General features: G+C 59.0%; 27 protein-coding genes. 22 read left to right on the forward strand and 5 right to left on the reverse strand.

What is annotated here, in order from left to right; all coding sequences use genetic code 11:
• Positions 1 to 8: 8 nt before the first annotated feature.
• The 4 genes from AC0JZ4_RS25115 (at position 9) to AC0JZ4_RS25130 (ending at position 3,000) form a co-directional block, all read left to right on the forward strand.
• The gene (locus tag AC0JZ4_RS25115) at positions 9 to 1,241 is read left to right on the forward strand and encodes an MFS transporter (protein ID WP_471889247.1); all 1,233 of its coding nucleotides are present in this window, start codon (positions 9 to 11) and stop codon (positions 1,239 to 1,241) included.
• A complete protein-coding gene (locus AC0JZ4_RS25120) occupies positions 1,238 to 2,218 on the forward strand; it encodes a zinc-binding alcohol dehydrogenase family protein (protein ID WP_471889248.1) in 981 nt (326 codons plus the stop codon). Before AC0JZ4_RS25115 ends, AC0JZ4_RS25120 begins: the two co-directional genes overlap by 4 nt.
• A gap of 44 nt (positions 2,219 to 2,262) precedes the next feature.
• The gene (locus tag AC0JZ4_RS25125) at positions 2,263 to 2,733 is read left to right on the forward strand and encodes a VOC family protein (RefSeq protein ID WP_471889249.1); all 471 of its coding nucleotides are present in this window, start codon (positions 2,263 to 2,265) and stop codon (positions 2,731 to 2,733) included.
• A 69-nt stretch (positions 2,734 to 2,802) separates the two neighbouring features.
• Positions 2,803 to 3,000 (forward strand): tautomerase family protein, encoded by a 198-nt coding sequence (locus tag AC0JZ4_RS25130; RefSeq protein ID WP_471889250.1) that lies wholly within the window; start codon positions 2,803 to 2,805, stop codon positions 2,998 to 3,000.
• Between the two features lie 134 nt (positions 3,001 to 3,134).
• Here AC0JZ4_RS25130 and AC0JZ4_RS25135 read toward each other — a convergent pair whose 3' ends face one another.
• Complete coding sequence (locus AC0JZ4_RS25135; protein WP_471889251.1) at positions 3,135 to 4,019, reverse strand: polysaccharide deacetylase family protein; 885 nt, start codon at positions 4,017 to 4,019, stop codon at positions 3,135 to 3,137.
• An 11-nt stretch (positions 4,020 to 4,030) separates the two neighbouring features.
• Positions 4,031 to 5,545 (reverse strand): amidohydrolase family protein, encoded by a 1,515-nt coding sequence (locus tag AC0JZ4_RS25140; protein WP_471889252.1) that lies wholly within the window; start codon positions 5,543 to 5,545, stop codon positions 4,031 to 4,033.
• A gap of 240 nt (positions 5,546 to 5,785) precedes the next feature.
• On the opposite strand from AC0JZ4_RS25140, the gene AC0JZ4_RS25145 reads away from it, so the two are divergent.
• From AC0JZ4_RS25145 to AC0JZ4_RS25195, 11 genes are all read left to right on the forward strand, one after another.
• Entirely contained in the window at positions 5,786 to 6,481 is a 696-nt protein-coding gene (locus AC0JZ4_RS25145) for a GntR family transcriptional regulator (RefSeq protein ID WP_471889253.1), read from the forward strand.
• Between the two features lie 237 nt (positions 6,482 to 6,718).
• Entirely contained in the window at positions 6,719 to 7,651 is a 933-nt protein-coding gene (locus tag AC0JZ4_RS25150) for an ABC transporter permease (protein ID WP_471889254.1), read from the forward strand.
• Entirely contained in the window at positions 7,651 to 8,454 is an 804-nt protein-coding gene (locus AC0JZ4_RS25155; protein ID WP_471889255.1) for an ABC transporter permease, read from the forward strand. Before AC0JZ4_RS25150 ends, AC0JZ4_RS25155 begins: the two co-directional genes overlap by 1 nt.
• Positions 8,455 to 8,504: 50 nt before the next feature.
• The gene (locus AC0JZ4_RS25160) at positions 8,505 to 9,593 is read left to right on the forward strand and encodes an extracellular solute-binding protein (RefSeq protein ID WP_471889256.1); all 1,089 of its coding nucleotides are present in this window, start codon (positions 8,505 to 8,507) and stop codon (positions 9,591 to 9,593) included.
• Positions 9,594 to 9,598: 5 nt separating this feature from the next.
• Positions 9,599 to 10,705 (forward strand): ABC transporter ATP-binding protein, encoded by a 1,107-nt coding sequence (locus AC0JZ4_RS25165; protein WP_471889257.1) that lies wholly within the window; start codon positions 9,599 to 9,601, stop codon positions 10,703 to 10,705.
• Positions 10,702 to 11,466, forward strand: coding sequence for a maleate cis-trans isomerase family protein (locus tag AC0JZ4_RS25170; RefSeq protein ID WP_471889258.1), 765 nt, complete (start codon positions 10,702 to 10,704; stop codon positions 11,464 to 11,466). Before AC0JZ4_RS25165 ends, AC0JZ4_RS25170 begins: the two co-directional genes overlap by 4 nt.
• Positions 11,463 to 11,627 (forward strand): hypothetical protein, encoded by a 165-nt coding sequence (locus AC0JZ4_RS25175; protein WP_471889259.1) that lies wholly within the window; start codon positions 11,463 to 11,465, stop codon positions 11,625 to 11,627. The genes AC0JZ4_RS25170 and AC0JZ4_RS25175 overlap by 4 nt, the downstream gene beginning before the upstream one ends.
• 598 nt (positions 11,628 to 12,225) lie before the next feature.
• Positions 12,226 to 13,122 (forward strand): transglutaminase family protein, encoded by an 897-nt coding sequence (locus tag AC0JZ4_RS25180; protein WP_471889260.1) that lies wholly within the window; start codon positions 12,226 to 12,228, stop codon positions 13,120 to 13,122.
• 77 nt (positions 13,123 to 13,199) lie between these two features.
• Positions 13,200 to 14,006 carry a transglutaminase-like domain-containing protein gene (locus tag AC0JZ4_RS25185; RefSeq protein ID WP_471889261.1) on the forward strand — a complete coding sequence of 269 codons (807 nt, stop codon included), beginning with the start codon at positions 13,200 to 13,202 and terminating at the stop codon, positions 14,004 to 14,006.
• 2 nt (positions 14,007 to 14,008) lie between these two features.
• The gene (locus tag AC0JZ4_RS25190; RefSeq protein WP_471889262.1) at positions 14,009 to 14,557 is read left to right on the forward strand and encodes an HAD family hydrolase; all 549 of its coding nucleotides are present in this window, start codon (positions 14,009 to 14,011) and stop codon (positions 14,555 to 14,557) included.
• A 10-nt stretch (positions 14,558 to 14,567) separates the two neighbouring features.
• Complete coding sequence (locus tag AC0JZ4_RS25195; protein ID WP_471889263.1) at positions 14,568 to 14,816, forward strand: HAD hydrolase-like protein; 249 nt, start codon at positions 14,568 to 14,570, stop codon at positions 14,814 to 14,816.
• A gap of 59 nt (positions 14,817 to 14,875) precedes the next feature.
• On the opposite strand, the gene AC0JZ4_RS25200 is transcribed toward AC0JZ4_RS25195, so the two are convergent.
• The 3 genes from AC0JZ4_RS25200 to AC0JZ4_RS25210 form a co-directional block, all read right to left on the reverse strand.
• The gene (locus AC0JZ4_RS25200) at positions 14,876 to 16,525 is read right to left on the reverse strand and encodes a Na/Pi cotransporter family protein (protein ID WP_471889264.1); all 1,650 of its coding nucleotides are present in this window, start codon (positions 16,523 to 16,525) and stop codon (positions 14,876 to 14,878) included.
• Positions 16,526 to 16,648: 123 nt separating this feature from the next.
• A complete protein-coding gene (locus tag AC0JZ4_RS25205; RefSeq protein WP_471889265.1) occupies positions 16,649 to 17,653 on the reverse strand; it encodes an inorganic phosphate transporter in 1,005 nt (334 codons plus the stop codon).
• Positions 17,653 to 18,297 (reverse strand): DUF47 domain-containing protein, encoded by a 645-nt coding sequence (locus AC0JZ4_RS25210; protein WP_471889266.1) that lies wholly within the window; start codon positions 18,295 to 18,297, stop codon positions 17,653 to 17,655. The genes AC0JZ4_RS25205 and AC0JZ4_RS25210 overlap by 1 nt, the downstream gene beginning before the upstream one ends.
• 117 nt (positions 18,298 to 18,414) lie before the next feature.
• Between AC0JZ4_RS25210 and AC0JZ4_RS25215 the strand changes: the two genes are divergently transcribed.
• From AC0JZ4_RS25215 to AC0JZ4_RS25245, 7 genes are all read left to right on the forward strand, one after another.
• Positions 18,415 to 18,951 carry an NUDIX hydrolase gene (locus tag AC0JZ4_RS25215; protein ID WP_471889267.1) on the forward strand — a complete coding sequence of 179 codons (537 nt, stop codon included), beginning with the start codon at positions 18,415 to 18,417 and terminating at the stop codon, positions 18,949 to 18,951.
• A gap of 138 nt (positions 18,952 to 19,089) precedes the next feature.
• Positions 19,090 to 19,986, forward strand: a complete 897-nt coding sequence (locus AC0JZ4_RS25220; RefSeq protein ID WP_471889268.1) for a helix-turn-helix transcriptional regulator — start codon at positions 19,090 to 19,092, stop codon at positions 19,984 to 19,986.
• 102 nt (positions 19,987 to 20,088) lie between these two features.
• Positions 20,089 to 22,221 carry a TonB-dependent siderophore receptor gene (locus AC0JZ4_RS25225; protein WP_471889269.1) on the forward strand — a complete coding sequence of 711 codons (2,133 nt, stop codon included), beginning with the start codon at positions 20,089 to 20,091 and terminating at the stop codon, positions 22,219 to 22,221.
• 67 nt (positions 22,222 to 22,288) lie between these two features.
• On the forward strand, positions 22,289 to 23,362 hold the full coding sequence (locus tag AC0JZ4_RS25230) for an ABC transporter substrate-binding protein (protein ID WP_471889270.1): 1,074 nt from the start codon (positions 22,289 to 22,291) through the stop codon (positions 23,360 to 23,362).
• Positions 23,359 to 24,441 carry a FecCD family ABC transporter permease gene (locus AC0JZ4_RS25235; RefSeq protein WP_471889271.1) on the forward strand — a complete coding sequence of 361 codons (1,083 nt, stop codon included), beginning with the start codon at positions 23,359 to 23,361 and terminating at the stop codon, positions 24,439 to 24,441. The genes AC0JZ4_RS25230 and AC0JZ4_RS25235 overlap by 4 nt, the downstream gene beginning before the upstream one ends.
• A complete protein-coding gene (locus tag AC0JZ4_RS25240; protein ID WP_471889272.1) occupies positions 24,438 to 25,244 on the forward strand; it encodes an ABC transporter ATP-binding protein in 807 nt (268 codons plus the stop codon). Before AC0JZ4_RS25235 ends, AC0JZ4_RS25240 begins: the two co-directional genes overlap by 4 nt.
• Positions 25,241 to 26,302 (forward strand): SIP domain-containing protein, encoded by a 1,062-nt coding sequence (locus AC0JZ4_RS25245; protein ID WP_471889273.1) that lies wholly within the window; start codon positions 25,241 to 25,243, stop codon positions 26,300 to 26,302. The genes AC0JZ4_RS25240 and AC0JZ4_RS25245 overlap by 4 nt, the downstream gene beginning before the upstream one ends.
• Positions 26,303 to 26,500 lie beyond the last annotated feature (198 nt).

The following is a 26,500-nucleotide window of genomic DNA, read 5'->3' on the forward strand; positions in this document are numbered from 1 at the left end:
GGCCCTCCATGACGCATTGTTCTCCTCAATCAGATCCCATCCCGGCACGCTTCGTCGTCTTTGTCGGTGCCGTCTTCGCCATGGGCTCGCTTGGCATAGACACGATCCTGCCGGCACTGCCTGCAATATCGAGTGCTTTCGCTGTCGACGGCAACGCGATCCAGTTTCTGGTGACCGGGTTTGTGCTCGGCATGGGTTTTGGCAACGTGCTCGGTGGACCGATTTCGGATCGCTACGGACGCCGGCCGGTTATTCTCGCCGGATGCGCCCTCTATGCCGTCGCCTCCCTGGCCGCACTTGCGCTCCCAACGATCAGCCTCGTCATCGCAGCACGCTTTCTTCAGGGCATCGGTGCGTCTCTGGCCTATGTCGCCACGACGGCGCTGGTCCGAGATAGGTTCGAGGGCGATCGCATGGCGCGCTTGATGAGCTTCGCCATGATGATCTTTGCGACCATGCCGGCTCTCGCCCCTCTGATGGGGGGCGCATTGGTCGCCACGATCGGCTGGCCGGCGATTTTCGTGACGTTTGCCGTCTTGTCGGCTTTGCTTGGAGCTTTTGCATTCCTCTCGATCGCGGAAACACTGGAGCACCGAGATGCGAGCCTCAGCGTGGTTGATACGATCCGTCGCGGCCGTGACGTGCTTGCAATTGCCGCCGTTCGAATTCCGATCATGGGCCAGGTCTTCAACATGGCCATCCTGTTCGGTGTTCTTGCATCGATCCAGCCAATCTTCGACAAGGCGTTTGGACGCGCCTCGACCTTCCCGTTTTACTTTGCCCTTCTCGCGCTGGCCGTGCTCGTCTCGGGCTTTGTGAATGGACGCATGGTGCAATCCACCGGCGCCGCCCGGCTTGTTCGCACGGCATTTCTCGGCCAGGTCGTCTCGTCGTTGATCGTCGCGGCTTTATTCGCCGGCGATGTGCTGCCGTCCGACGTCGTCTTCTGGATCTTTCTCGCCTGGGCCATCGGCGTCTTTCTGATGCACGGGTTTACGATGGGCAATCTCAACGCGCTTGCCATGGACCCGATCGGTAACATGGCGGGAATTGGTTCCTCCGTCGTTGCCTCGACCACGATGATCATCGGCACAATGCTCGCAATCCCGGTCGGCCTTCTGTTTGACGGGACGGCGACCCCTCTCATCATGTCGGTTCTGCTGTTTTCGATCCTCGGCTTCGCCATCGCAAGTCGTTTGAGACCAAAGCCATCGCCTGGCGCTGAAGGAGCTAAGGCATGACCGGTATGATGAAGGCAGCGGTCATCCACACCGCGGGAGGTCCCGAACAGCTGGTCATCGAGGATCGCCCGGTCCCCGAGCCGGGCCCGGGGTGGGTTCGGATCAACGTCAAGGCTTTTGGTCTCAACCGGTCCGAACTGTTCACCCGTCATGGGCATTCCCCGAGCGTCAAATTTCCCCGCATCCTCGGCATCGAAGCGGTCGGAATTATCGATAGTGCGCCAGACGGCGAATTTGCTGTCGGCACAGCCGTCGCCACCGTGATGGGCGGAATGGGCCGCGCCTTTGATGGCAGTTATGCGCAATACACCTGCGTGCCGGCATCCCAGGTCAGGAGCCTCGTGACGGATCTCTCATGGCAGGTCCTCGGCGCTCTCCCCGAAAAGCTCCAGACCGCCTGGGGGGCGCTGTTTTCCTCGCTCAAGGTGACAGAGGGCGATCGGCTCCTCATCCGCGGTGGCACGACCTCTGTCGGCATGGCCGCCACTGCCCTTGCACGCCAGGCTGGCGCCCATGTCAGCGCGACCACACGAAACAAGGAGCGCGCTCCCCTACTGTGGGAATGCGGCGCGCAGCGCGTGATTGTCGATGACGGCGAAATCCAACGCGGCGCGCATCGGTTCGACAAGATCCTCGAACTCGTCGGGACGACGACACTGCAAAACTCGCTGTTGTCAGCGGACAGGGGCGGTGTCGTCTGCATGGCCGGGATCGTCGGCAACACTTGGGAGCTGAAGGATTTCGCGCCGATGGACGCGATCCCGAACCGGGTTTCTCTGACCACCTACAGCGGCGAGGCGCGGGATTTTATGGATATGCCGATGCAGGCCCTGGTCGATCAGGTGGCCTCGGGCGCCCTACCGATCAAGATCGGCCCAACGTTCAGGCTCGATCAGATCGCTGAGGCGCACACCTGCATGGAGAACAACCAAGCCAATGGCAAGATCGTGGTGATCGTCGGCGATCAGGACGACTGATCGAGCCCGACCAGCAGCCGATCAGCATGAAGGAGACAAGAGCAATGACGAACACCTCACCCGGATTTGTGAAGAGCTTCAACCATACGAGCTACACGATCAGCGACGACGATTTCGATCGGGTCATCGGTTTTCTGGTGGAGGGCCTCGGCTTTCCACTTCTGGAAAAGGGACCACGCGATCCGGCGAATATGGAAGCCGTGGTGGGCGTCAAAGGCGCCGACGTCATCATCGCCTATGTACAGGCGCCGGGCCATCGGCTGGAAATCATCAACTACGTAAAGCCCGACGACCGCAAGCGAACCGACACCCTGCGCCCCTGCGATACCGGCTTCACCCACCTGGCGTTCGATGTCACCGATATCGACCGGGCACTGCATGTCGCTGATGCCTATGGTTTCCACCCCGTCCACGAGCCGCTTCCCGTCAGCGCCGGGCCGAATGTCGGAAACTTCTGCGTCTATACCCGCGACAAGAACGGCATCACCGTCGAGTTCATCGGACCACGCGTCTGACGTTTCCACTTTATCGAATGAATATTTCAACGGGCGGCAACCACGCCGCCATCATCAAGGAGACTACCAATGCCCGTCGTACGTGTGAGCTGGTTCAGCGGCAAGGATGCCAAGGCGAAGAAGGCGGTTGCTGCCGAGATCACCGAAAGCATCGTCAAAAATACCGGAACCGACCCTAACTACATCTATGTGATCTTCGAGGACGTAGCTCCGTCGGACTGGGCTGGAGCTGGCAAGCTGTTCGGGGAAGAAGCCGAGGGAGTTTGAACGATCACGGTGGCGGTGCATCGATCCGACCCCAGCATATGGCCGATTTCAAGAGGCACCGCCACGGTTTCTTTACGCCCTTGATGGGAACCGAACCTTCGGCCTCGTTGATACGCCAAGCTTGGTTGACCACTTCACTTAACGGCTAAGTCAGGACACTCCAAAACGGCACTGGCAATTTCGTCCGGTGTTGTGAACCAGACATTATCGGAATGGCGGCTGATATGCTCCAGCGCCCGGGTCAGCGCCTTCAGGCGAAATGGCTGCCCGGAGATGAACGAGTGCACGACGATGCTCATCACTAGAGCCCGCTCTTCTGAGGCCTCCAGCAGTTCGTCGAATTCGTCGACGATCATCGCGGTGAAATCACCTGCCGCTGTCTGGCGCCCGATCATGGTCGAGCTGTCGTTAATCTCGAGTGCATAGGGGATCGAAAGAAGCTTGCCATGGCTGGTCGTCAGCCAGACCGGCTGATCATCGAGACGGAGATCCAGGAGATATCGGATGCCCTCGGCTTGCAGGTTGTCGAGCGTGGTGGGACTGTGGGCGAGCCAGGGGCTGGACCAGCCGAGCGGCGATCTGCCCTCTTGGCCGGCGATCTGCGCCGCGACCTCGCGGATGTAAAGCGCTTCCTCGACAGACTCCATCGTCACCAGCGTATCGGAGTTCGACAGTCCATGCGCGACGAACTCGGCGCCGGCGTCTCTCGCCGCATCCGTGATGGCTGACGATGTCTGATAGACATCTGTGTTCAACAGGATCGTCGGCCGGATGCCGAACTGCTTGAGGCGCTCGATCAGCCGAAATCCGCCGACGCGATTGCCGTAATCCCGCCAGGCGGTGTTGGCCATATCAGGGTGGGATGTTCCGGAAATGAGGTTTTCCGTCAGCCCCTCGCCAAATGCATACTCCTCGACGCCAAGCGCCACGTATACTGCCAAGCGCTTGCCGTTCGGCCAGCGGGTTTTCGGGCGCTGGGTGATGGCGGAGTACGGATACCACTGCTGACGAGCACTCATTGAATTTCTGCCTAGCCCAGTTTGCGGTTCATGCCGACATCGATGGCCGACGCTTTGAAATACATCTCGTCATAGAATGGCAGCAGTCGGTTCATTGCCGCTGCCGCATCGGCAAGCGCCGGCGCCTTGCGGGCAAACACATCCCTTGCCTCGGCAAGAATGTCCGCCTCGTTGACTAAAGTCGTCGTGCCGGACTCGGCGACTATCCGGCCGGCCACCATGGTCATCACGACAGAGCGTCCATCCTCGCAATGGACGAGCTGGCGCTGGAGATCGTTGAGCGGTGAATAGGCGATCGTTTTCAGGTCGATCAGCGTCAGATCGGCGATCTGGCCTTCCTCGACCCGTCCAAGCTGGCCATGCATTCCCATCGCCCGCGCTCCACCTAGGATCGCGCAGTCCAGAATCTCGTGCGCCTGCGGCCAGCGGCGGTAGTCGGCCTCGGTTAGGTTGTGGATCATGCCCGCGGTCTTGATTACCAACCACATGTTGACCGCATCATCGGCAATCGCTTCGTCGACGCCGAGACAGATCGGGATGTTGCGCTCGCGCATGCGGCGAAACGGCATGACGCCGCTGCCGAGCCGCAGATTGCTGACCGGATTGTGGGCGACGACCGCACCGGATGCGGCGATCAGATCGAGGTCGTCATCATCGACCCAGATGGCATGGATGATGTTCATTCGCTCCGACAGCAGGCCGAGATCATGGACATAACGAACCAGGGAACGGCCGCCATATTTCTCGAACCCCAGCACCCGCTGAAGCTTGGTTTCCAACATATGCGCATAGAACGACAGCTGATGGCTACGGCTGAGATCGTCGAGAGCGTGAAAATAGTCCGGCGTGACGCGCTGCGGCGCCGAGCAGGAAACCGCCGCGCGAATGCGTCCCTCCGCATGGCCATGCCATTTTGCGATGAGATGGCCGTAGAGCCCGAGTAGGTCCTCCTTGCCGAGGGCAGGCGATCTTGATAGCTCGGCGCGAACATCCGGGGGGACGATGTTGGTAAGAAATGGAAGCTTGTCCAGCTCGGGCACTTGCGGCTCGTCGAGCGCGACCGTCGCGCGGATGCCGCTATCGGAATAGGCCTGGCAGACGGCATCGATGATCTCGGGCGTCGGGCGTGGCACGAAGAAGGCGTCGTCCTGGACGGCGGTCGTCCCGTTTTTTAGCATCTCGATCGCCGCAAGCATCGTGCGCAGATAGGCTTCGCGCGGCGTCGGCGTCAGGACGTCGAGCGCGGGAGATTCGTAGAGCATGAAGATTTCGAGCGGCAGTCCCGGCAACCTGCCCTTCATGTGGTTGACGGAGGAGTGAAAATGCCCGTTGACCAGGCCGGGCATCAGAAGACGGTCTGCGCCGGAAATCTGTCGGGCGCCTATCAGTGGCTCTAAGGCCTCGGCAATCTTCGTGATCCGCCCATCTTCGATCAGAACGTCGAGCGGCCCCCGCATCGCCGTGGCTGCTGCGGGATCGTAGATGGCCACGTCGCGAAACAAGGTTGCAGCACGTTCGTGCGTCATACGGCATCTCCGGTGAATTAGCGACGGACGGCAGCAAGCAAGACGGAAAAGACCGCACGCGGAATGTGTCGATAATAAAACACAGGATTGTAGACAATACAATATCAATGTGACGATGATTTTGGCGCGATCTGCTGCGAAGAAACGCGTCAACCCCGCCGGACTCCGAATTCAGAATTGGCCTGGTTGACGTTCCCAACCAATATTGTCAACGAAACTAGGCTGATCTAGAATACCGGCATGACCGACTCACAAATCGCTGATGACGAGTATTCCATAGAGGAAGCCGTCTACTTGAAGATCCGCGATGCTATCGGGGGGCAGAAGCTGCCGCCAGGCACGCGCCTGCGCGAAGATGAAATGCGCCAGATCTTTTCGGTCAGCCGCAGCCGCATTCGCAAGGTGTTCTCGCGGCTCGCCTATGACGGACTGGTCGTCATCGAGCCCAACCGCGGCGCCTCCGTTGCGAAACCCTCGGTCAAGGATGCTCGCGAACTGTTCGAGGCGCGCAAAGGGTTGGAAGCGACGATCGTTACCGCCGTCACTAAAAAGCTCGGAAATGCCGAGCGGCGCGCCTTGAAGCAGCATATCGACAAGGAAAAGCGCGCCGACGAGGAGCGGGACCACCCGGAAATGATTGCCTTGTCAGGCGAGTTCCACACGTTGCTGGCGCAATTTTCCGACAACAGCCTGCTTTCAAAATTTCTGGGCGAATTGATCACGCGCGAGTCCCTGGTGATCCAGGCCTATGAGAGGCCTGGAAGACCCAGCTGCTCCTACCATGAGCATCAACATATCCTCGAAGCCATCGAGGCCAAGGATACGTCGCGGGCAATCGCCCTGATGACCGAGCATTTGTCGAACATCGAGGATCGTCTGGATCTCGATCGGGACGATCGCCAGGCCGTATCCCTCGCCAAGGTGTTTACCGTTTAGGCTTCCACCTATCGGCCATCAAATATTGCGGTCAGCGCCCGATCTGATGAGATGCATGATAGGCCGGCAGACTGTGTGCGCGCGTTTGGCTCGCCGCCAAAACTAATCCTTGAGCACGATGCTTATATTTACAGCGCTAATGGACAATTTTTGCGCACACATTTTGATTGTTTTGTCGACAATCTGATGCATAATTATTGACATGAATTGACCCATATCTTCAGGATCGGGTATTCCATGTCATTACAAGCTACCTCGATACTACCGGATACGGCAACTGTGCCAGACGCCGGCAAGACTTCCACGGTCGGGCGGTACCTGACGGCCCTGGTGTTGCTTGGACCCGCGGTAATCTTTTTCCTCGTGGTCTTTGTCATACCCGTCGGGTTGATGGTCAAATACAGTTTCCTCCAGCAGATGCCCGACGGTTCGCTCGGAAGCGACTTCACGCTGGTCAATTACACCCGCCTTGCGACGGCAACGCTTTACCAAAAAGTGGTCCTGACAACGCTTCGCATTAGCCTGTTCACCACGCTTGCTGCCGCCATTCTTGCCTATCCGCTGGCGTTGGTAATTGCCCGCGGACCGGCCATGATCGGCCGCATCCTGACGATCCTGGTCATTGCGCCGCTTCTGGTCAACGTCGTGGTGCGCGCTTATGGCTGGCGGATCATTCTGGGCGGCGGCAATAGCGGCGTTCTGAACTGGGCGCTCTCCAAGCTCGGGTTTGGCTCGGTCGAAATTCTCTATACCGAATGGGCGATCGTCATCGGCTCGGTCCAGGTCTTCCTGCCGATGATGGCCTTGCCGCTTGCTGCGGCTATCGGCCGGATCGATCCGGCGGTCGAGGATGCGGCAAGAACGCTCGGCGCCTCCGCGTTCGCAGTCTTCCGTCGGGTGACGCTGCCTCTCAGCATTCCCGGCCTGGGCGTAGGCTGCACGCTGGTGTTTTCGCTCACCGCCAGCTCCTTTATCCTGCCGGCGCTGCTTGGCGGAAACTTCACCAAGATGCTCGGCACGCTGGTCGAGGAGCAAATCCTGTCTGTATTCGACTGGCCGTTCGGCGCTGCGATTTCCACGGTCATGGTCGTGATCGTGCTGTTGATCAACGTGATTTACATGGCGCTTATCGAACGCCGGTTCCGCTCTCGTGCCTCGGAGGCCCTGTGATGTCTGAGACTGGTTTGGGACGCGGCGCGCCGCTGATCTACACATTGACGGCGATCATCGTCATCTTCCTGATGCTGCCTCTGGCGATGCCGATCATCATGTCCGTGTCGGACACCCCGTTCGTCACCTTCCCGCCCCAAGGCTTCACACTGAAATGGTACGCCAACGTGCTGGCGGAGCCCGACTTCACCGACTCCTTCACCTTCAGCGTCATGCTAAGCACGGTGACCGCGATCGGCGCGGTCATTCTAGGAACGCCGACGGCGGTCGGCCTGGTCCGTCTCCGGTTTCCGGGCAAAGGCATCATCCAGGGACTGATACTGTCGCCGCTGATCTTCCCGACGCTGGTGACGGGGATCGCACTTCTGCGCCTGTTTTCGTCGATCGGTTCGCAGAATGCCTTCCTCAACCTCTTCATCGGCCACGTGCTGGTCACGACGCCCTATGTGGTGCGCACGGTCTCGGCAAGCCTGGTTACCGTCGATCCCAGCATGGAGGAAGCGGCGCGTACGCTGGGCGCTAGCCGGTTCGTTGCCTTCTGGCGCATCACCCGCCCGCAGATCGTTCCGGGACTGGTGGCCGGCGCCCTCTTCGCCTTCGTCACGTCCTTCGACAACTATGCCGTTTCCATGTGGCTGTTCGATGCCGGCCATGTACCTCTGCCGATGATGATGGTGTCGTTGATCAGCCGGATGTTCGATCCCGGTATCGCGGCCATCGCCTCGCTGATGATCTTCTTTTCTCTCGCGATCGTCCTCGTGCTTGAGCGGCTTGCCGGTCTTCGGCGCGCCATGAGTTTCTGATCTCCTCAATCTGATCAATTGAACCCCACCCGTCTCAAAAGGAGCCTGAAATGACTGAGAAGTTTTCCTCCGCAATCAACAGACGCACATTCCTCACCGTGACTGCTGCCGCAACCGCGCTCGCCACCCCGACCTTCTTCGTCCGTAACGGCTGGGCTGCCGGCAAGACGATACAGATCGGCATCTGGGGCGGCGCTCAGGGCGAATTTATGCGCAAAAGCGTGCTGCCCCAGTTCGAGAAGGATTTCGATTGCAAGGTGGAAGCCCAGCAGGGCTCGACGCTTGGCCAAATCGCCCTTCTGCGGGCTGCCAAAGATGCCCCAAAATTCACCGTCATGTTCGTCGACGACCTTGGCGTCGAGATCGCCAAGCGCGAGGGCCTGATCGACGCCCTTCCGCGCGACAAGATGCCGAACATGGAGAAGGTCTATCCGCGCTTCGTATTCAACGATGGATATGGTGTGGGCCTTGCCATTTCGTCTGCCGGCCTGTTCTACAATCCCAGCGCCACGAAGCCGCTCGAAAGTTATGCGGAGCTGTGGGATCCCCGCTTCGCCCGCAAGATCTCCATGGTCGGCACCAAGACGACCCCCAGCGTCTTCACCGTCATCGCCGCTGCGGCCGTTGCGACGGGCAAGCCTTACAAGGAAGCACAATATCTGACGGATGCCGCATGGCCGAAACTGGAAGCACTGAAGCCCAATATCCTCAACCTCTACAGCACCGATGATGCAGCGCTCCTGGTGGCGCAGGGACAGGGAGCGATCGGCGGGCCGGAATATTCCAAATATGTCTACCCTTACAAGATGAAGGGCGCCAGCATCGACATGTGCTTCCCCAAGGAAGGCGCCTTCGCCGGCGTCAACTGCCAGGTTCTGGTCAAGAATGCTCCGAACGCCGATCTGGGTGCCGAATTCATGAACCGCATGCTGGATGCGAAAGTACAACAGGGCCTTGCCGAAACCGCCCTTGCCGCCCCTGCCATTTCCGGTTTGAGCTTCAAACCCGAGATCGCCGGCCTGCTGGCTTATCCCGATACCAAGATGGACGAGCTTGGCCTGTTCAGTCCTGACTGGGCCTATGTGAATGCCAACCGGTCCGCCTGGATCGAAAAGATCAACCAGATCTTCACGGCGTAACGGCGATGAGCGATCTCGGCCTGCACAGCAAGAATATTTCCGTCAGGAATATCGCCAAGAGCTACGGCGGCACCCAGGCCGTCAAGGGTTTGTCCTTCGAAGTCGAGCAGGGACACGTCCTGTCCCTGCTCGGACCAAGTGGCTGCGGCAAGACCACCGTCATGCGGATGATCGCCGGTCTGATCGATCCGTCGGCGGGCGATATTCTGATTGGCGGCGAACAGGTTACGAAAGTCCCCGTTCACCGTCGCAATATCGGCATGTTGTTTCAAAACTACGCGCTATTTCCGCATCTCACCGTTGCGCAGAACCTCGCATTTGGGCTGGAAATGCGGAAGGTCGCAAAAGCAGAGGTCGCGCAACGCGTCGCAGCCACCCTCGCTATGGTGCGGCTGTCCTCATTCGCCGAGCGGCTGCCGCACCAGCTCTCCGGCGGCCAGCAGCAGCGCGTTGGGCTTGCCCGGGCACTGATCATCGAGCCCGCCGTCCTGCTGCTAGACGAGCCGTTCGGCGCGCTCGACAAGAAGTTGCGTGAGAATATGCAGATCGAGATGCGCCAGCTTCAGAAGCGCCTTGGTATCACCACGCTCATGGTGACCCACGACCAGGACGAAGCTATGACGCTTTCGGACCAGATCGCGGTGATGAACAACGGCCGGATCGAACAGATCGGATCACCGAAGAATATCTACGAGCAACCAGCGACGCGGTTTGTCGCAAGCTTCATCGGGACGTCCAACTTCTTCAGCGGTCAGGTTTCATCGCAGGATGCGACCGGGTTCACCGTGACCAGCGACGACGGCGTCTTGCTGGCCATGGAAGGCCCGGTCCCATCGGGCGGAAACATAACGATCGCGCTCAGGCCGGAAGCGATCCATATCGGGCCGGACAAGGACCGTTCATCCGTCAATCAGGCCCGGGTGGTCGTCGAGCAGATCGTCTATCATGGCCTCAACACCCATTATCACCTAAGGCGTCCCGGCGGCGAGCAACTACTTGCCGTGCGCCAAAACGATCACGGCAAGCTGCCGTTCATCATTGATCCCGGCAGCGAGGTGTCAGTCAGCTGGCAGGCGAGCAGCAACCGGGTTGTGTTGGAGGAGGCTGCTTGACAGCACCATTCAAAAGTCTGAGGCCGCACTTCGGGACGGCGATCGGCATGGTAACGCCATCCGCCAATGTCGTGGTCGAGCAGGTCACGACGGCTATCCTTTCCGATTTTCCCGGTGTCTCGGCCCATTTTTCCCGGACCCCCGTGTTCGGAGCCCGCGATCTGTTTCCCGACGATTACGACTGGGAGGGAATGCTCGGTGCCGCAAAGCTGTTGGCCCAGGCGCAACCGAATGTCATTGCCTGGAACGGCAGCAAGGGCGGCATGCTCGGTCTGGCTGTCGACAAGGAATATTGCAGGCGGGTCGAGGGCGAAACCGGAATTCGTGCCACGACATCGACAGTCGCTCTTTATGATGCCCTAGACACGATCGGGACCAGACGCATTGCGATCGTTTCTCCCTATATGCCCGATTATCAGCAGAAGCTCGTATCGGCTTTTCAGCGCGCCGGTTTCGATGTCGTCTCGGATGCCTGCTCGTCGATTGATGACAATCTTGCCTTCGCTGCAGCCTCCGACATCTCTATCGCCAACATGGTTCGTCAGGTTGCCGACACCAAGCCAGACGCAATCCTAACCTGGTGTACCAATTTCCCGGCGGCATTCACCGTTGCGAAACTGGAGGGTGAAACAGGTATCCCGATATTGGATTCAGTGACACTCGCCGTGTGGCATGCCTTGAAGCTGTCAGGCCACTATGATCTCGCTGCCCGACGCTGGGGATGCCTGTTCGAGATCGACATGAGCGTCGGAAAACAATGAAGACACAAGCATTGGATGATTACGCGGAGCCGAATCCAATTGCGCGTCTCATCGAGAAAACGCTGAGTAAAAAGACGATTGGGGCAGAAAGGAACCCCGAGAACTCCGCGTTGTCCAAGCATTTCAAAGAGATCCGCGCGATTAAGGCGCGCGGTCAATGAACAAGAGTTCGCGTCCTGTGCAACAATCGCTTTCTAGCTCTTGGAGGAGTTTGAACCTGAGACACGGCTGTTTCGCAGGCTGATACAAGCCCGTTTGGCACCAATCATTCATCAAGCCGCCCAGTTGCGGCCCAGGCACTCCTCAAGGAGGTAGCAAGGGAGCCGTGCAGAAACGTCGTTGACGAAAGCTATCGGATCGTCGTGCTGCGAGGATCTGTAATGATCATTGGCATGCAGGTCGGACGCATGGCCGCAGCGAATGGATCAGATTCGGACGTGGTCTTGTGGATTTCGGTCTATCCGACGCTCTTCGGAACTCGTCACGAGATGGGTCTAATCACCTTTCGTTCTGCTTTTTCGCGACGATTTGCAGGTTGTCTGGTATCTTACCAAACATCGATTGGGAGGGTGCTTCTTCAGGACGATCGATGGGAGCATCACGCCTTCCCGTGAAACCAGATAGTCGACAGTAGCTCTACCGGCCATTTCGCGCACTATCGCTCACTGGGGCAAACGATGTGACGATGGATCCATCTGCTCCCTGTGAGTGTTAAAGGTGATAATCCGGCCTGGACCTCACAAACCGCATCGGTGATCGATGACTATATTTTCCGTCCGACACATTACGTCTTATCGCTATAAGCGGCCGGTTGAGTTCGGAGAACACAAGCTGCTTTTCAGACCAAGAGACAGTTTCGATCAGACATTGCTCAGTTCCCGTCTCCTGATTGACCCGGAACCAAAATACATTCGCTGGATCCACGACGTGTTCGGAAATTGTGTCGCGGTGATCGGGTTTGCGCAGCCCGCAGATGAGCTTCGTTTCGAAACCGTCATTCGGCTTGACCATACGCCTCACGTCGCAATCGATCTGCAGATTGACGAGGAGGCTTTGACCTATCCTTTTTCATACGACGCAGACGAAGCGCTTGACCTAGAGCGAACCATTCAACGCCACTATGCAGACCTGGATGATCAGGTCAGCAAATGGGCGCGGCAATTCGTGCGGATCGGGCAGTCCACCGACACTGGTCGTCTACTGATGACGATGTGCTACGCCATTCATGAGGGTTTCGTCTATGCCCGACGACACGAGCATGGCACGCAAGCGCCGACCGAGACGCTGAGGCTTCGTCGAGGGACATGCCGCGACTTTGCGCTTCTGATGATGGAGGCCGCCAGATCACTTGGGTTCGCGGCAAGATTCGTCACCGGCTATATTTATGTTCCAGATCGTGACGGATCGACGACTCTCGGCGGCGGTTCCACCCATGCGTGGTGCCAGATTTATTTGCCCGGCGCAGGTTGGGCGGAGTTTGACCCGACCAATGGTATCGTCGGCAACCGTGATCTCATCCGTGTTGGCGTGGCGCGCGATCCGAAGCAAGCGATGCCTCTGTGGGGAAGTTACGACGGAACAGCCGCTGACTACCAAGGCATGTCCGTCCAAGTCAATGTCACGACGGACGATCGCATCTTAGCCGAGATCAGCTGATCGGAACGCATTGCTCACCCCGGCGTTGCCGCACAACCAAGTCTCACGGCGATTCGCCGGCGCTAAGGAATTTTACCATGAAAATACGTGCCGGATTCCATCTTCGATATGAGTGCGAACGACCGACCCCAATGTTGCTCGTCCTGAATATTCACCCGTCCCGGCGCGCGGATCTTTTGACCGAGCAGACCTTGAATTTCGACCGACCGATTGAGGCATGGGGATATATCGACGGCTTTGGCAATGCCTGTAGCCGAATTGTCGCGCCAGCCGGGCTTACGACGATATCGACTGAGTTCGAGATCTATGACGACGGTCTGCCGGATCCCATCCCACAAAACGCCTTTCAGCACGAGATCAAGGATTTGCCCGACGACGTCTTGGTCTATCTACTTGGCAGCCGCTATTGCGATACCGATCATCTGGCTGACTTCGCGTGGACGAATTTTTCTTCCACCCCGTTTGGTTGGCCAAGGGTGAAGGCAATTCTCGATTTTGCGCACGGCCATATCAAGTTTGATTATAAGAAGGCTGATCCGCTTCGGACGGCATTTGGTGGATATACGGACCGCGTGGGCGTTTGCCGTGACTTTGCTCACCTCGCTATAACGCTCTGCCGCTGCATGAACATACCTGCCCGCTACTGCACCGGCTATCTTGGCGATATTGGCGTCCCAAAGGACCCAAATCCCATGGATTTTAGTGCCTGGTTCGAAGTTTATTTGGGGGGACATTGGCATACAGTCGATGCCAGACATAACACGCCGCGCATTGGCCGTATTCTGATGGCGACCGGTCGCGACGCAACCGACGTAGCACTTACAACCGCGTTCGGAACAGCGAAGTTGTCCCATTTCGAAGTTAAAACTGAGGAGGCGCTCTGAAAGTGAGCAAACATAATATCAGATCCTGGTTGACCGATATGGATGGCGTGCTGGTGCATGAAAACCGGGCGATACCAGGCGCGGTCGAACTCATACAGCACTGGGGAGCGAGCAATACACCGTTCCTGGTCTTGACCAATAATTCGATCTATACGCCTCGCGATCTCAGTGCCCGGCTGCTCAACAGTGGATTGGACGTGCCGGAAGAACGCATCTGGACCTCGGCGTTGGCAACAGCTGCTTTTCTCAAGGACCAGACCCCTGCCGGCAAGGCGTTTGTCATTGGAGAAGCCGGGCTCACCACTGCCATCCACGAGGCGGGCTTCATCATGACCGACACGGATCCCGACTATGTCGTGCTGGGCGAAACCCGTTCATACTCCTTCGAGGCAATCACCAAAGCCATTCGTTTGATCAATAAGGGTGCCCGGTTTATCGCAACAAACCCTGATGCCACGGGACCCAGCGCCGAAGGCGCTCTTCCCGCAACGGGCGCCGTCGCCGCACTTGATAACCCGTGCGACCAGCCGCGAGCCTTATATAGTCGGTAAGCCAAACCCTATGATGTTCCGTTCTGCACTCAACAAACTCGGCGTGCATTCAGAAGGTACCGGCATGATTGGCGATCGCATGGATACGGATATCGTCGCCGGCATCGAGGCAGGTTTGCACACCGTGCTCGTCCTCAGTGGCATTGCCGACAAAGCAGAAATTGCACGCTACCCGTTCCGGCCAAAGCTAGTGATTAATTCGATTGCGGATTTGCTCGCCCACTTTCATAGCAAAAGATGGGAGCGTACGCGTCATTGATAATCGTCACCGGGCGAAAATTGCTCGGTCGGAGGAAGGATCTGCAGAAGGCAAGATCGTCACCGCTGCTCGGCCTGTCTCAGCCTGCTTTCGATTAGCAGACCACTTTCGTCCAAAATCAGATGGGCGACCGAGACGATATGGGCATTGATGCGCTTGAGGTCGCGCAGCATGTCGAGATGCAGCGAACTCGTCTGAAGGCTTTCCAGCCTGCCGTCCCTCAGCCGCTCCAGATGACGTTCCGCCGAGCGCTTTTCCAGCTTCCTGACATCGACTTTGATCTCCATCAGCCGCCTGGCAAGGTTGAAATCGCCGGTGACGAAGACGGTTTGCGCGGTGCGCAGGTTGTCGATGGTGAGGTCAAACAGATCGGCCAGTTCCTGGTATCCGTCGTCGGAGAATTTCAGACCCTTGTCGATTTTTTTGGCGAGCTGGTCGCAGAGGCCTTTCTCGATGATGTCGCCGATATGCTCGAGGTTGATGGCGTAGTCGATGATCGCGATGGAACGACGCGAGTTCTCGTCGTCCAATCCCCTTTGCCCGAGCTTCGAGACATAGAGCTTCACATCCTGCTGCATCCTGTCGACGCGCGCCTCGATCGCGGCGATCTCTCTCAGCGGCGCGCCATCGTTGCGCTTGAAGGCGTTTTCGGCGCGGATCAGCATGCGCTCGATCTGGTCGCCGACGCCGAGGACTTCGCGGGTGGCGTTGACCAGCGCGCGGACCGGATCGCCAAGCTCCTGCGGGTCGAGAAATTGCGGCCCGGTGTCTTTTTCCGGCTCGTCCGGGATCAGCTGGGTCATGAGATCCGAGACCAGGCCGCCGAAGGGCCAGGCAAGCACTGCCAGCAACAGGTTGAAGGCGAGATGGGCGTCTACCGGCAGTCTTTCCGCTGAGACGGGCAGCATCTGCAGGAGATCGGCGGCGACGCCGGCCAGCGGCAGCGCCAGCGCACAGCCGATGGCGCGCACGAGGAGGTTGCCGCGGGTGATGCGGCGCGCCTCGGGCGGGCTCGTCAGTGTCGCGACGACGGGCGGTATGGCACCGCCGAGATTGGCGCCGAGGATCAGAACGACGATGAGTCCGGGCGAGGCGATGCCGCTCGATGCGAGCGACAGAACGAGAATGACGATCGCGAGGCTTGAGGAGGAGACGAAGGCAAGGGCTGCGGAAAAGATCAGCGCGACGAGCCAGGTGGAATCGAGCAGGCTGAGAAAGGCTGCGAGCGCCGGCGAGCGGCGCATCGGCTCGGTCGCATAGCCGAGAAGCTGAAGCGACAGCAGCATGAGGCCGATACCGATCAATGCGGAGCCGAGCCCCTTGCGGGCAGCGGAGCCGTTGCGCAGCAGGATTACGCCGGCAAGCAGCAGAAGCGGTGCGAAGACCTCGGTGCCGGCCGCGACCAGCCAGGCCGTGACCGCCGTGCCGATATTGGCGCCGAGCAGCACGATCTGCGCCATGCGCGGATTGACCATGCCGCGCTCTGCAAAGGAGGCTGTCATCAATGCGGTCGCGGTCGAACTCTGCAGCGCGATCGTCGCGACGAGGCCTGAGAGGAACGAGCGTATGCCGCTGCGCGTGCAATTGGCCAATCCGGTCCGCAGTCTGGCGCCGAAGGCACGTGTCACGCCTTCCTTGACCTGAGCCAGGCCGAAGAGCAGCAGCGCGACAGCACCCAGAATATTGATGACGACGAGCGTCGACTGCACTCGAGAACTCCTGAATTCCATGTGGAAAATAGAGCGTAATTCCGTTGCCGGCTAATGAATTATAGCCCTTTTGCAAGGCCTTGCAAGGGAAGCTTCCGCACTCCTGTCCCGACCGAAACGGGGTCAGGAAAGCAAGCCAACAACACTATACGTTATGTAGGAAATCAGTGCCGCCGCCGGCATGGTGACAATCCAAGCAATGACGATGTTGCCGGCGAGCCCCCAGCGCACCGCCGATATCCGCCGGGCGGCACCGACGCCAATGATGGCGCCTGTGATCGTGTGTGTCGTCGACACCGGAATGCCGAGCCAGGTCGCGCCGAATAGCGTCAACGCGCCACCCGTCTCGGCACAGAAGCCCTGCATCGGGTTGAGCCGTGTGATCTTCGATCCCATCGTATGGACGATCCGCCAGCCCCCGAACAGCGTGCCGAGCGCCATGGCGGACTGACAGCTTATTACCACCCAGAAGGGCACGTAGAAATCGGACCCGAGGTAGCCCTGGCTGAACAGCAGCACGGCAATGATGCCCATCGTCTTCTGCGCATCATTGCCGCCGTGGCCAAGCGAATAGAGCGAGGCGGAGACGAACTGCATGATGCGAAAGGTCCGGTCGACCGCAAACGGCGTCTGGCGCAGGAAGATCCACGACACGGCAAGCACCAGGACCAGCGCCAGGAAGAAGCCGATCGCCGGCGACAGCACGATCGCCCCCGCCGTCTTCAGAAAACCGCTCCAGACGATCGAGGAGACCCCGACCTTGGCGAACCCGGCACCGATCAGCCCACCCACGAGCGCGTGCGACGAGCTGGATGGGATACCGAAGATCCAGGTGACGATGTTCCAGACGATGGCGCCGATCAGCGCCGCAAAGATCACCGAAGGCGAGACGATGCCGGGATCGATGATGCCGGTTCCGAGCGTCTCGGCCACATGCAGGCCGAAGAACAGGAAGGCGATGAAGTTGAAGAACGCAGCCCAGGCCACCGCATATTGCGGCCGCAGCACCCGGGTCGAAACGATCGTCGCGATCGAATTGGCCGCATCGTGCAATCCGTTGAGGAAGTCGAAGAACAGCGCGATGGCGATCAGGCCGGCGAGAAGCGGAAAGGCGAGTGTCGCGTCCATCAGACGTTCTCGATCACGATGCCGCTGATCTCGTTGGCGACATCCTCGAACCGGTCGACGACTTTTTCCAGCTCGCCGTAGATCTCGCTGCCGATCATGTAAGCCATCGCATTGCCGGCGGCCCCATAGCGAACGAAAAGATCCTTCAGGCCCTGGTCGTGCAGGTCGTCGGACCGGCCTTCGGCGCGGGTGACTTCCTCGGCGATGGCGCTCAGGCGCTGGGCATTGGTGCCCACCTTGTCAAGCAGCGGAATGGCTTCGGCGACCAGATGCGCCGCGCGCACGACCTCCTCGCCCATCTGCCGCATCAGCGGATCGAAGCTCGTCTGCTCGAACAGGCGAATGGTCTTGACCGTCTTGTGCATCATGTCGATCGCGTCATCCATCGACTGGATCAGATCCTTGATGTCGCCGCGGTCGAAGGGCGTGATGAAACTGCGCCGCACGGCCAGAAGCACCTCGCGGGTGATGTTGTCGGCGCGGTCTTCCAGTGTCACGATCCGCTCGCAATTGGTCTCTAGGTCTTCGCCGTGGAGCAGATTGCGCAGGGCTTCGGCCGCTTCCACCACCGTGCGCGAATGTTCGGAGAACATGTCGAAGAACTTATCCTCGCGAGGCATCAATTTCCGGAAAACGCTCATCATGGCCCTGCTCCTCGGTCTCGCCCCAGTGTCACACGTCTGCGCCGCCACTGTCACAAAACTGTCATAAATGCTATCGGGCAGCTGGAATCAACTGCGAAAGTCGGCATTTAACCGCTCATGAAGCCTGTCAAGAAAGATCAGAAGCGGCCCGATGCCAAACCCAGAACGCTGCTTCAACAGCTGGCCCAGATGCCGGATAAACTGTTTAAGGGTGAGTTCCGGCAGCAATATGCGGCACTCTGCTATCGGGAGACAACCGATCGCGACGGCATCGAGGTGCTGGTCATCACATCGCGCGACAGCGGCCGCTGGGTGATTCCCAAGGGCTGGCCGATGAAACGGAAGAAGCCGCATCAGGCGGCCGAAATAGAGGCATTGCAAGAAGCCGGCGTGCGCGGCCAAGCCAGGAAAAAGCCGATAGGCCGCTATACGTATCTGAAATGGCTCGACAACGGCGATGTCGCGCCTTGCGTGGTGGATGTGTACGAGATCGAGGTCACGGAAGTTGCTGCCGATTACAAGGAGCGCGGTCAGCGTGTCCTGGACTGGGTTTCGCCTGACGAGGCCGCGCGCCGTGTTCGAGAAGTGGAACTAAAATCTCTGCTTGTCGACTTCAATCCGAGGATTAGATCGAAGCCGAACGTCACGAAATAGTCACCCGCGACGTGACTATCCATCGCCTTGATGGGATATGAACCTATGACCTATCTATCCGACCACTGAACGTGAAATGAGGAAGATCGACCAAAGTTAAATATTGATTTCTATACTCATATTTTTTAAATTCCTTTAATGAGCATTTCTTCATCGCCCTCGCAACTTGTAACGACCCACCTTCAGGGTCAGTTGCTGGTGGAGACAAGTACCAAGATCTTCTCCGAGCCGCTCCACGTATCCTCACCCATACGAGACGGGCTGCGCATCATCGTCGTATTGCAGGGTCGCATGCAGCTTGAGGCCGGCGATGCCCCTCTTTTGGACATTCGCACACCAACCACGTTCGCTGTTCTGAGCGAAGGAGAAAACCGGCGGCAGCAGGTATTCTCGCACGATACGCCTTTCAGCGTCGTTCTTCTGCAGATTGATCGTGAATTAATCGAGACCGAATACCAGCGCAATCCTGCGTCATTGCTATGTGGCATGCGGGATCGTTCAGGCGGCAGCCTTGTGCTTCGATCCAGAAAAGCTGACACCGCAATCAGCGCTCTCGGCGCCCAATTGCTCGGCCATCGCGATGCAAACCATGGCTTTTACCGGTGCGCAAAAGCGCTGGAACTCGCCTCGCTTGTCTTTGAAGGCTTCTCTCCTGCGGCGGATGGGGCCTTTTCGGGGTACCTGACGCCGTCGGACCGCGATCGGGTACGCGCAGCATGCGACCTCCTCGTTGCAAACTCGGTCGACCCGCCCGATCTCACGGATGTGGCACGCCGATGCGGCATCAATCTTTCCAAGCTCAATCGTGGCTTTCGCACAATCTACGGCATGGCCCCGTATCGCTACATTCAGGAATATCGCCTCAACCGTGCCTACAAGATGTTGGCCAGCGGGCACTTCACGGTGAGCCAGGTAGCGTCGGAAGCCGGATATACTCCTGCGCATTTCTCGACCCTGTTCCGACGCCGCTTCGGCGTCGCGCCCAACACTCTGGTTCCGCACGCGTCATCCCGCGAAATCAATCGGCTTTCGTGATAGAATCACGAAAGCATTTCTCAGGATCGCGAAAGTGGAGATCATTGCTCACCATTCAGTGCAAACGCTAAAACGCCACCATCTATTTCGTGGGGGCAACCAATGATATTCTCTCGCCAGTCCGGCCTCGTGAAGCGCCAGAGCATGATGTTGGCTGCCAGCGCGGCAACCTTTACCCTGATGCTCACACAAGCGCATGCGCAAGATGCCGGCACGCAGCTTGCGCCGATAGTGGTGCAAGCGAATGGCGAAAACGCCAACGGGCCGGTTCGTGGCATCGTCGCTAAACAGAGCGCAACCGCCACTAAGTCCGCACGAGCGGTGGCAGAAACACCGCAATCGATTTCGATCGCCACCGCAGACCAGATCCGCCAACAGCAGGTGACGACGACCAGCGAGGCGATGCGCTACACGCCGTCCACCAATGCCGAAATCTTCGGCGCCGATCCGCGCGCCGATTGGGTTCGCATGCGCGGCTTCATCGTTCCGGAACTGCTGGATGGAACCCGGATGCCGCGCGCCACTTATGCCTGGCCACGGATCGACCCCTACATGGTCGAACGCATCGAAGCACTGCGTGGCCCGGCAGCAGCCCTTTACGGCCAGACACCGCCCGGCGGTCTCCTCAATTTCGTCAGCAAGAAGCCAACCGACGAACCGCTGCGTGAGGTTCAGTTCACGCTCGGCGAGCCATGGCGCAAACAAGCTGCTTTCGACTTTAGCGGCCCGATCGACGAGGAAGGCAAGTTCCTCTACCGCGTGACAGGCATGGTGCGTGACGCGGAAACGCAGGTCGATCATGTCGACGACAACCGCCTCTTCATCGCGCCGTCGATCACCTTCAAACCGGAGGAAGGCACGGAATTGACCATTTCGGGCCACCACATCCGCGACGATGGCGGCTCCCTGCAGTTCCTGCCTGCGCCCGGCATGCTTTACCCTAGCGCCTACGGCTATTACGACCGCAGCACCTACATCGGAGAACCCGGCTACGACGATTTCCAAAGACGCCAGTCGGCTATCGGTTATCAGTTCGAGCACCAGTTCGACAACGGCATCACCTTTAATTCCTCGGCACGACTGATGGAAGTGGACTACGACCTGAGCGTGGTGCGCGGCCATCCCGCCGCAGCGGCCGTTCCGCCGATGGTCAACCGTCTCGCAGTTGAGATTCACGACGTCGCCCGAACGTTCACCATGGACAACAACATCTCCGGCACAGTCGAAACCGGCCCGATCACGCACGACCTGTTGGCCGGTGTGGACGTGCTCGTCCAAAACTACGACTACCAATTCGGTACCGGCACGGCCTCGCCGCTCAATATCTACAACCCTGTCTACGGTCAGGCGACGATCGGGGCGATTACCAATACCGCCAATGCCAAGCAGAACGTCAATCAGGTCGGCATCTACCTCCAGGACGAGATGTCGCTCGACAACTGGCGCCTGACACTGACTGGCCGCTATGACACAGCCGAAATGGACACCTATAATCGTCTTAATTCGACCCGAACGGTCAACGATGACGGCGCCTTCACAGGTCGTGCCGGTCTGCTCTATGCTTTCGACAACGGTATCGCTCCTTACGTCAGCTACGGCACATCGTTCGAGCCGACGCAGGGTCTGAGCACCTCCGGCCAGCCTTGGGATCCGAACGAAGGCAAACAGCTCGAAGTCGGCGTCAAGTATCAGCCACTCGGCACCGATCATCTGTTCACACTGGCAGCCTTCGATCTCGAACAGAGCAATCTCGTCGTGACCAGCGGCGGTGTCTCCCAGCAGATTGGTCGCGTCGAGATGCGCGGTATCGAGGCGGAAGCCAAGATCAGCATGTGGGACGGGTGGGACATGATAGCATCCTATGCCTATCTCGACTCGAACGTCACAGCGACGGGCAAGCGCGTGATCTATGTGCCTAACCACCAGGCAGCACTGTGGGTGAACCATACTTTCTCAGGCAATCTGGAAGGCCTCAGTGCTGGCGCCGGCGTGCGTTATACGGGTGCAAGTTTCGGCGACACGGCCAATGCTCTTGAAGCACCGGCCTACACGCTGTTTGACGTGGCGGCACGCCTTGATCTCAGCGCAATCAATGAAAGTCTGAAGGGCACAGAGGTTGCGGTCAATGTCGCCAATGTGTTCGACAAGGAATACGTGGCATCGTGCAACACGGTCACCCAGTGCTATTGGGGAACGGGCCGCACGATCCGCGCGACGCTGACGCATCGCTGGTAGGCAAGGCAATGGTGGCAAGGGCATGACGTTGAGACGGCGGGACATACTGGGTCTGATGGCTGGCGCAATGGCACTGGCAACCAGGCCGGCGCACGCCGAAAAGGCGCTCGTCTCGGCTTCCCTGCCTGAGCTACCGTCTACTCCAAAAAAGATCCTCTTGGGTGACGGGCACTTGCTTCTGGCGCTGTCTCTGGTTCACCCCTCTCCGGGCGAGCTTGTCTGCGCCTGGCAGGGCGATCTGGTGCGGCACAGCAAGGAAATTTTTGCCGCCTATCAGGCAGCCTTTCCCGGTCTTGCCACCGTACCCGTGGTCGGACAGGCGAGCCCGCAGACATTTTCAGTGGAAGCCGCCCTCGCCAGCCGCCCGGACGTCGTTCTTCTTGGCGGCTGTTACGGACCGGGGCCGGAAGATGAAACAGTGGTCAAGCGGCTGGAGGCCGCCGGAATACCGGTTGCGTTTGTCGACTTCTACGAAGATCCGATCGCTAATACTGCACCCAGCATGCGCCTGATCGGCAGGCTTCTTGGCGGAGCAGCGGAAGAAAAGGCGGAACGCTTCGCCCGCTGGCACGAGACCTCGATCGCCACCATTCGCGAGCGACTTGCCGCAGAAAAATCCAAGCGCCCGACGGTAATGCTGCAGGCGAATGCCGGAGCGCCCGGCTGGGACTGTTGCTGGGTGCCGGGCGCCGGCGGCCTCGGCGCCTTCATCGAGCTTGCCGGTGGCGACAATATCGGTGCATCACTTAGCCCCCTTCCCTGGATACAGGCACGGCGGGAATTCGTCCTGACGACCGATCCGCAATTCGTCTTCGTGACCGGGGGTGGTTATCTTGCTGGTCGCAGCGGGCTGGTGATCGGGCCGGGCGTCGCTACGGACGCAGCCGTAGCGAGCCTCGAAGCCGTTGCCATGCGGGCCGATACCGCACCACTCACGGCGTTTCAGGAAAAACGCGTCAGCGGCATCTGGCATCTGTTGCACGCGACGCCCTTTAATCTGCTTGCCGCCCAGTCGATAGCACAGCGACTGCATCCGCAATTGTTTGCCGACCTGGATCCGGCGGCGACCATGGCCCGCATCAACCGGGACTTTCTGGCCGTGCCACTCGAGGGCACGTACTCCGTGGATCTCCCCGCATGAACGGCCATCTTGCACAGCCCGCCAGAATGTTAGGCGAAAACGGCGAGCGTATCGTCGCCAGCCATCGCCGGCTGTCGGTTCGCCGCACGGTCCTGCTGATCTGCCTTCTGACAGCCGCCGTTGTTTTGCTGTTTGCAGACATCATCACCGGCCCGTCAGGCCTGAGCGCGACAGACGTGCTGACAGGTCTTATCGACCCCGCCTCGCTCGACCGGATCGAGGCCGTGATCCTTTATGACGTTCGGCTGCCGGCGGCTTTGATGGCGCTTCTGGTGGGCGCCGCGCTTGCAACCGCAGGCGTCGAGATGCAGACGGTGCTCGACAACCCGCTTGCCTCGCCCTTTACGCTCGGCGTCTCGTCGGCGGCAGCGCTCGGTGCGGCGGTGGCCATTGTTACCGGCGCAAGCATACCGTACCTCGGATCAGGCTGGTTCGTTTCCGCCAATGCCTTTCTGTTTGCCATCAGTTCCGTCGTGCTGTTGCAGGTTCTGACACGTCTGAAGGGCGGCGGCAGCGAGCATCTTGTTCTTTTCGGCATCGCGTTGGTGTTCTCGTTCAATGCCGCGATCTCACTCTTGCAGTTCTATGCCTCGGCCCAGTCTGTGCAGCAGGTTGTGTTCTGGATGATGGGAAACCTGCAACGGGCCGACTGGACAAATGTTTCCGTTTTGGGGGTGATCACGGCGGTTGTGTTGCCAATGTCATGGATGGCATCGCCGCAACTGACGGCACTGCATCTTGGCGAGGAACGCGCCATGTCCTTTGGAGTCGACGTCAAGCGACTAAGACTGACGTCGCTGATCCGCGTTAGCCTGCTGACGGCGACCGCCGTCGCCTTTGTCGGCACGATCGGCTTCATAGGCCTTGTCGGCCCGCACATCGCCCGCATGATCATCGGCGAGGACCACCGCTTCCTCATTCCCGCCAGTGCGCTGTCGGGAGGTATCCTTCTGCTTGCGGCATCAATTGCCGCAAAGCTGCTGGTTCCGGATGCCAACTTACCTGTAGGCATCGTCGCCGCCCTCGTCGGCGTGCCCGTTTTCGTCGCACTGATCCTGCGACAGGGGACGCGCCGATGAGTGCGCTGTCGCTGCAGGATATTCATGCAGGCTACGCCGGCAAATCCGTGCTGGACGGTGTCAGCCTGAGCGATATCGCCCCCGGCCAGATCCTCGCGCTGACGGGCCCAAACGCGGCAGGCAAATCGACCGTCTTGAAAGCGATAGCGGGTTTTTTGCCGGTCAGGGGCAAGATAATGCTGGGAACGGAAGATATAACCAAGCTCAAGCCGTTCCAGCGGGCCGGTAAAATCTCCTACATGCCGCAGGCACTGCCCCAAGGCGTTGGCCTCAATGTATTCGAAAGCGTTCTGAGTGCGCTTCGCATTGCCAGCAAGCACGGCACAGCAGTCCCAGGCCTTTCACTCGAACGTCAGGCGGCCGCCCTGATCGAGAAGCTCGAGCTTGGCGAAATCGCCCTATCGAACATCGACACGCTTTCCGGCGGCCAGAAACAGATGGCAGCCCTTGCCCAAGCCCTGGTCAGCAATCCTTCGGTTCTCCTCCTCGACGAGCCGACGAGTGCGCTTGACCTTCGCCATCAGGATGAATTCATGCGGGTGATCCGCAGTGTCGCATCATCTGGAACGATCGTCGTCGTCATTTTGCACGAGCTTGCTCTGGCAGCGCGTATGTCCGATCGTATCGCCGTCCTGTCAAAGGGCCGGATCGACGCCGAAGGACCGCCGGCGGAAGTCCTGAGCCGGGAGGTTCTTGCGAGGGTCTGGGGAATTGATGCCGAAGTGACGTTCAACGAGCGCGGCTCGCTCATGATCGACGTGCTCGGCCCCTCGCGGGATATGCTCAGGAAGGAAATCGGATGACACAACTATCGGCGACAACGCGCGTCAACTGTCCTGATGCGGCACTTCTTGGGCGTGTCATGACCGATCATCTCATCGAACACGGGACCCAGATCGTCCCGGTTTCCGAAACCCTTTGGACGCTTGCCTCAAGCAATGGCGATGCCCGCATCATCGCCGATGGCAGCAGCCTATGCATCGAAACCTTCGCGCCTGACACCGAACGGCTGATGGAGATGAAATATCTCCTTGCCAGCCACGTGGGCGAATTCAACTTGGACAATGGCGCCGACATTCGCTGGCAAGGTGATGGCGAAGAAATCGCTTCACTGCCTAATCTCCGTCGCTTGAAAGTCCTCGCAGTCATCGATCTTTCTCCAAATATGCGAAGGATCACGTTCGGCTCATCAAAACTGAAGCGGTTCGACACCCATTCAGCGCTGCATGCCAAACTCCTCCTTCCGCGCAACGGTGGTCCACTCTGTCTTCCGAAACTCACACCGCGCGGAACAATCGACTGGGGATCAGATACGGAGCGGGCGATCATCCGCAAATACACGATCCGCCACATTGATCCGCAGGCAAGTACGCTCAACATCGACTTCGTGCTGCATGACCACGGCGGACCAGGCTGCCGTTTTGCGGCCCAAGCAAAGGTCGGAGATGTCATCGGCATGATCGGTCCCGGCGGCGGTAGCGCAAGACCCGCTCAATGGAATCTGTTTGCTGGCGACGAAACGGCGCTGCCAGCGATCGCGAGGCTTATCGAAGCATTGCCGGCAGGTGCGCGCGGCGCGGCTATCATCGAAGTGGCAGACCGACAAGACGAGCAGACCATCCGCCAAGTCGCCGATATCGAGATAACATGGCTGCATCGCAATCGCTCGATCAGAACCAACGCCCTTGCAAAGCGTGTGGCGGCCATCGAACTGCCAGCGGACAGATCAGTGTTCGCTTGGGCCGGCACCGAGTTCTCGAATTTTCGCAAGATTCGCTCAGACTGGCGCTCCACCAAACGGTTGGCAAAGAACGACCACCTCGCGGTCTCGTATTGGCGCGATGGTCACTCCCAGACATAGGTCTATTCGAGAAGAGATCATTTTAAAGGTCTTGATAGGATTGGGACCTGCGACCCATTGTTAGAGATCAGATTTCCCTCGCCTTTCACCAGCCTCGCTACCAAATCCTTTGACGAACGTTTCGCGAAGGCTCACACCTCGCTTTAGGGTGTCGCGCGGCTCTGGTAAAATCGTCATGCGCATACTTATTCCCCGGCT

It is taken from the genome of [Rhizobium] kunmingense (assembly GCF_977018605.1).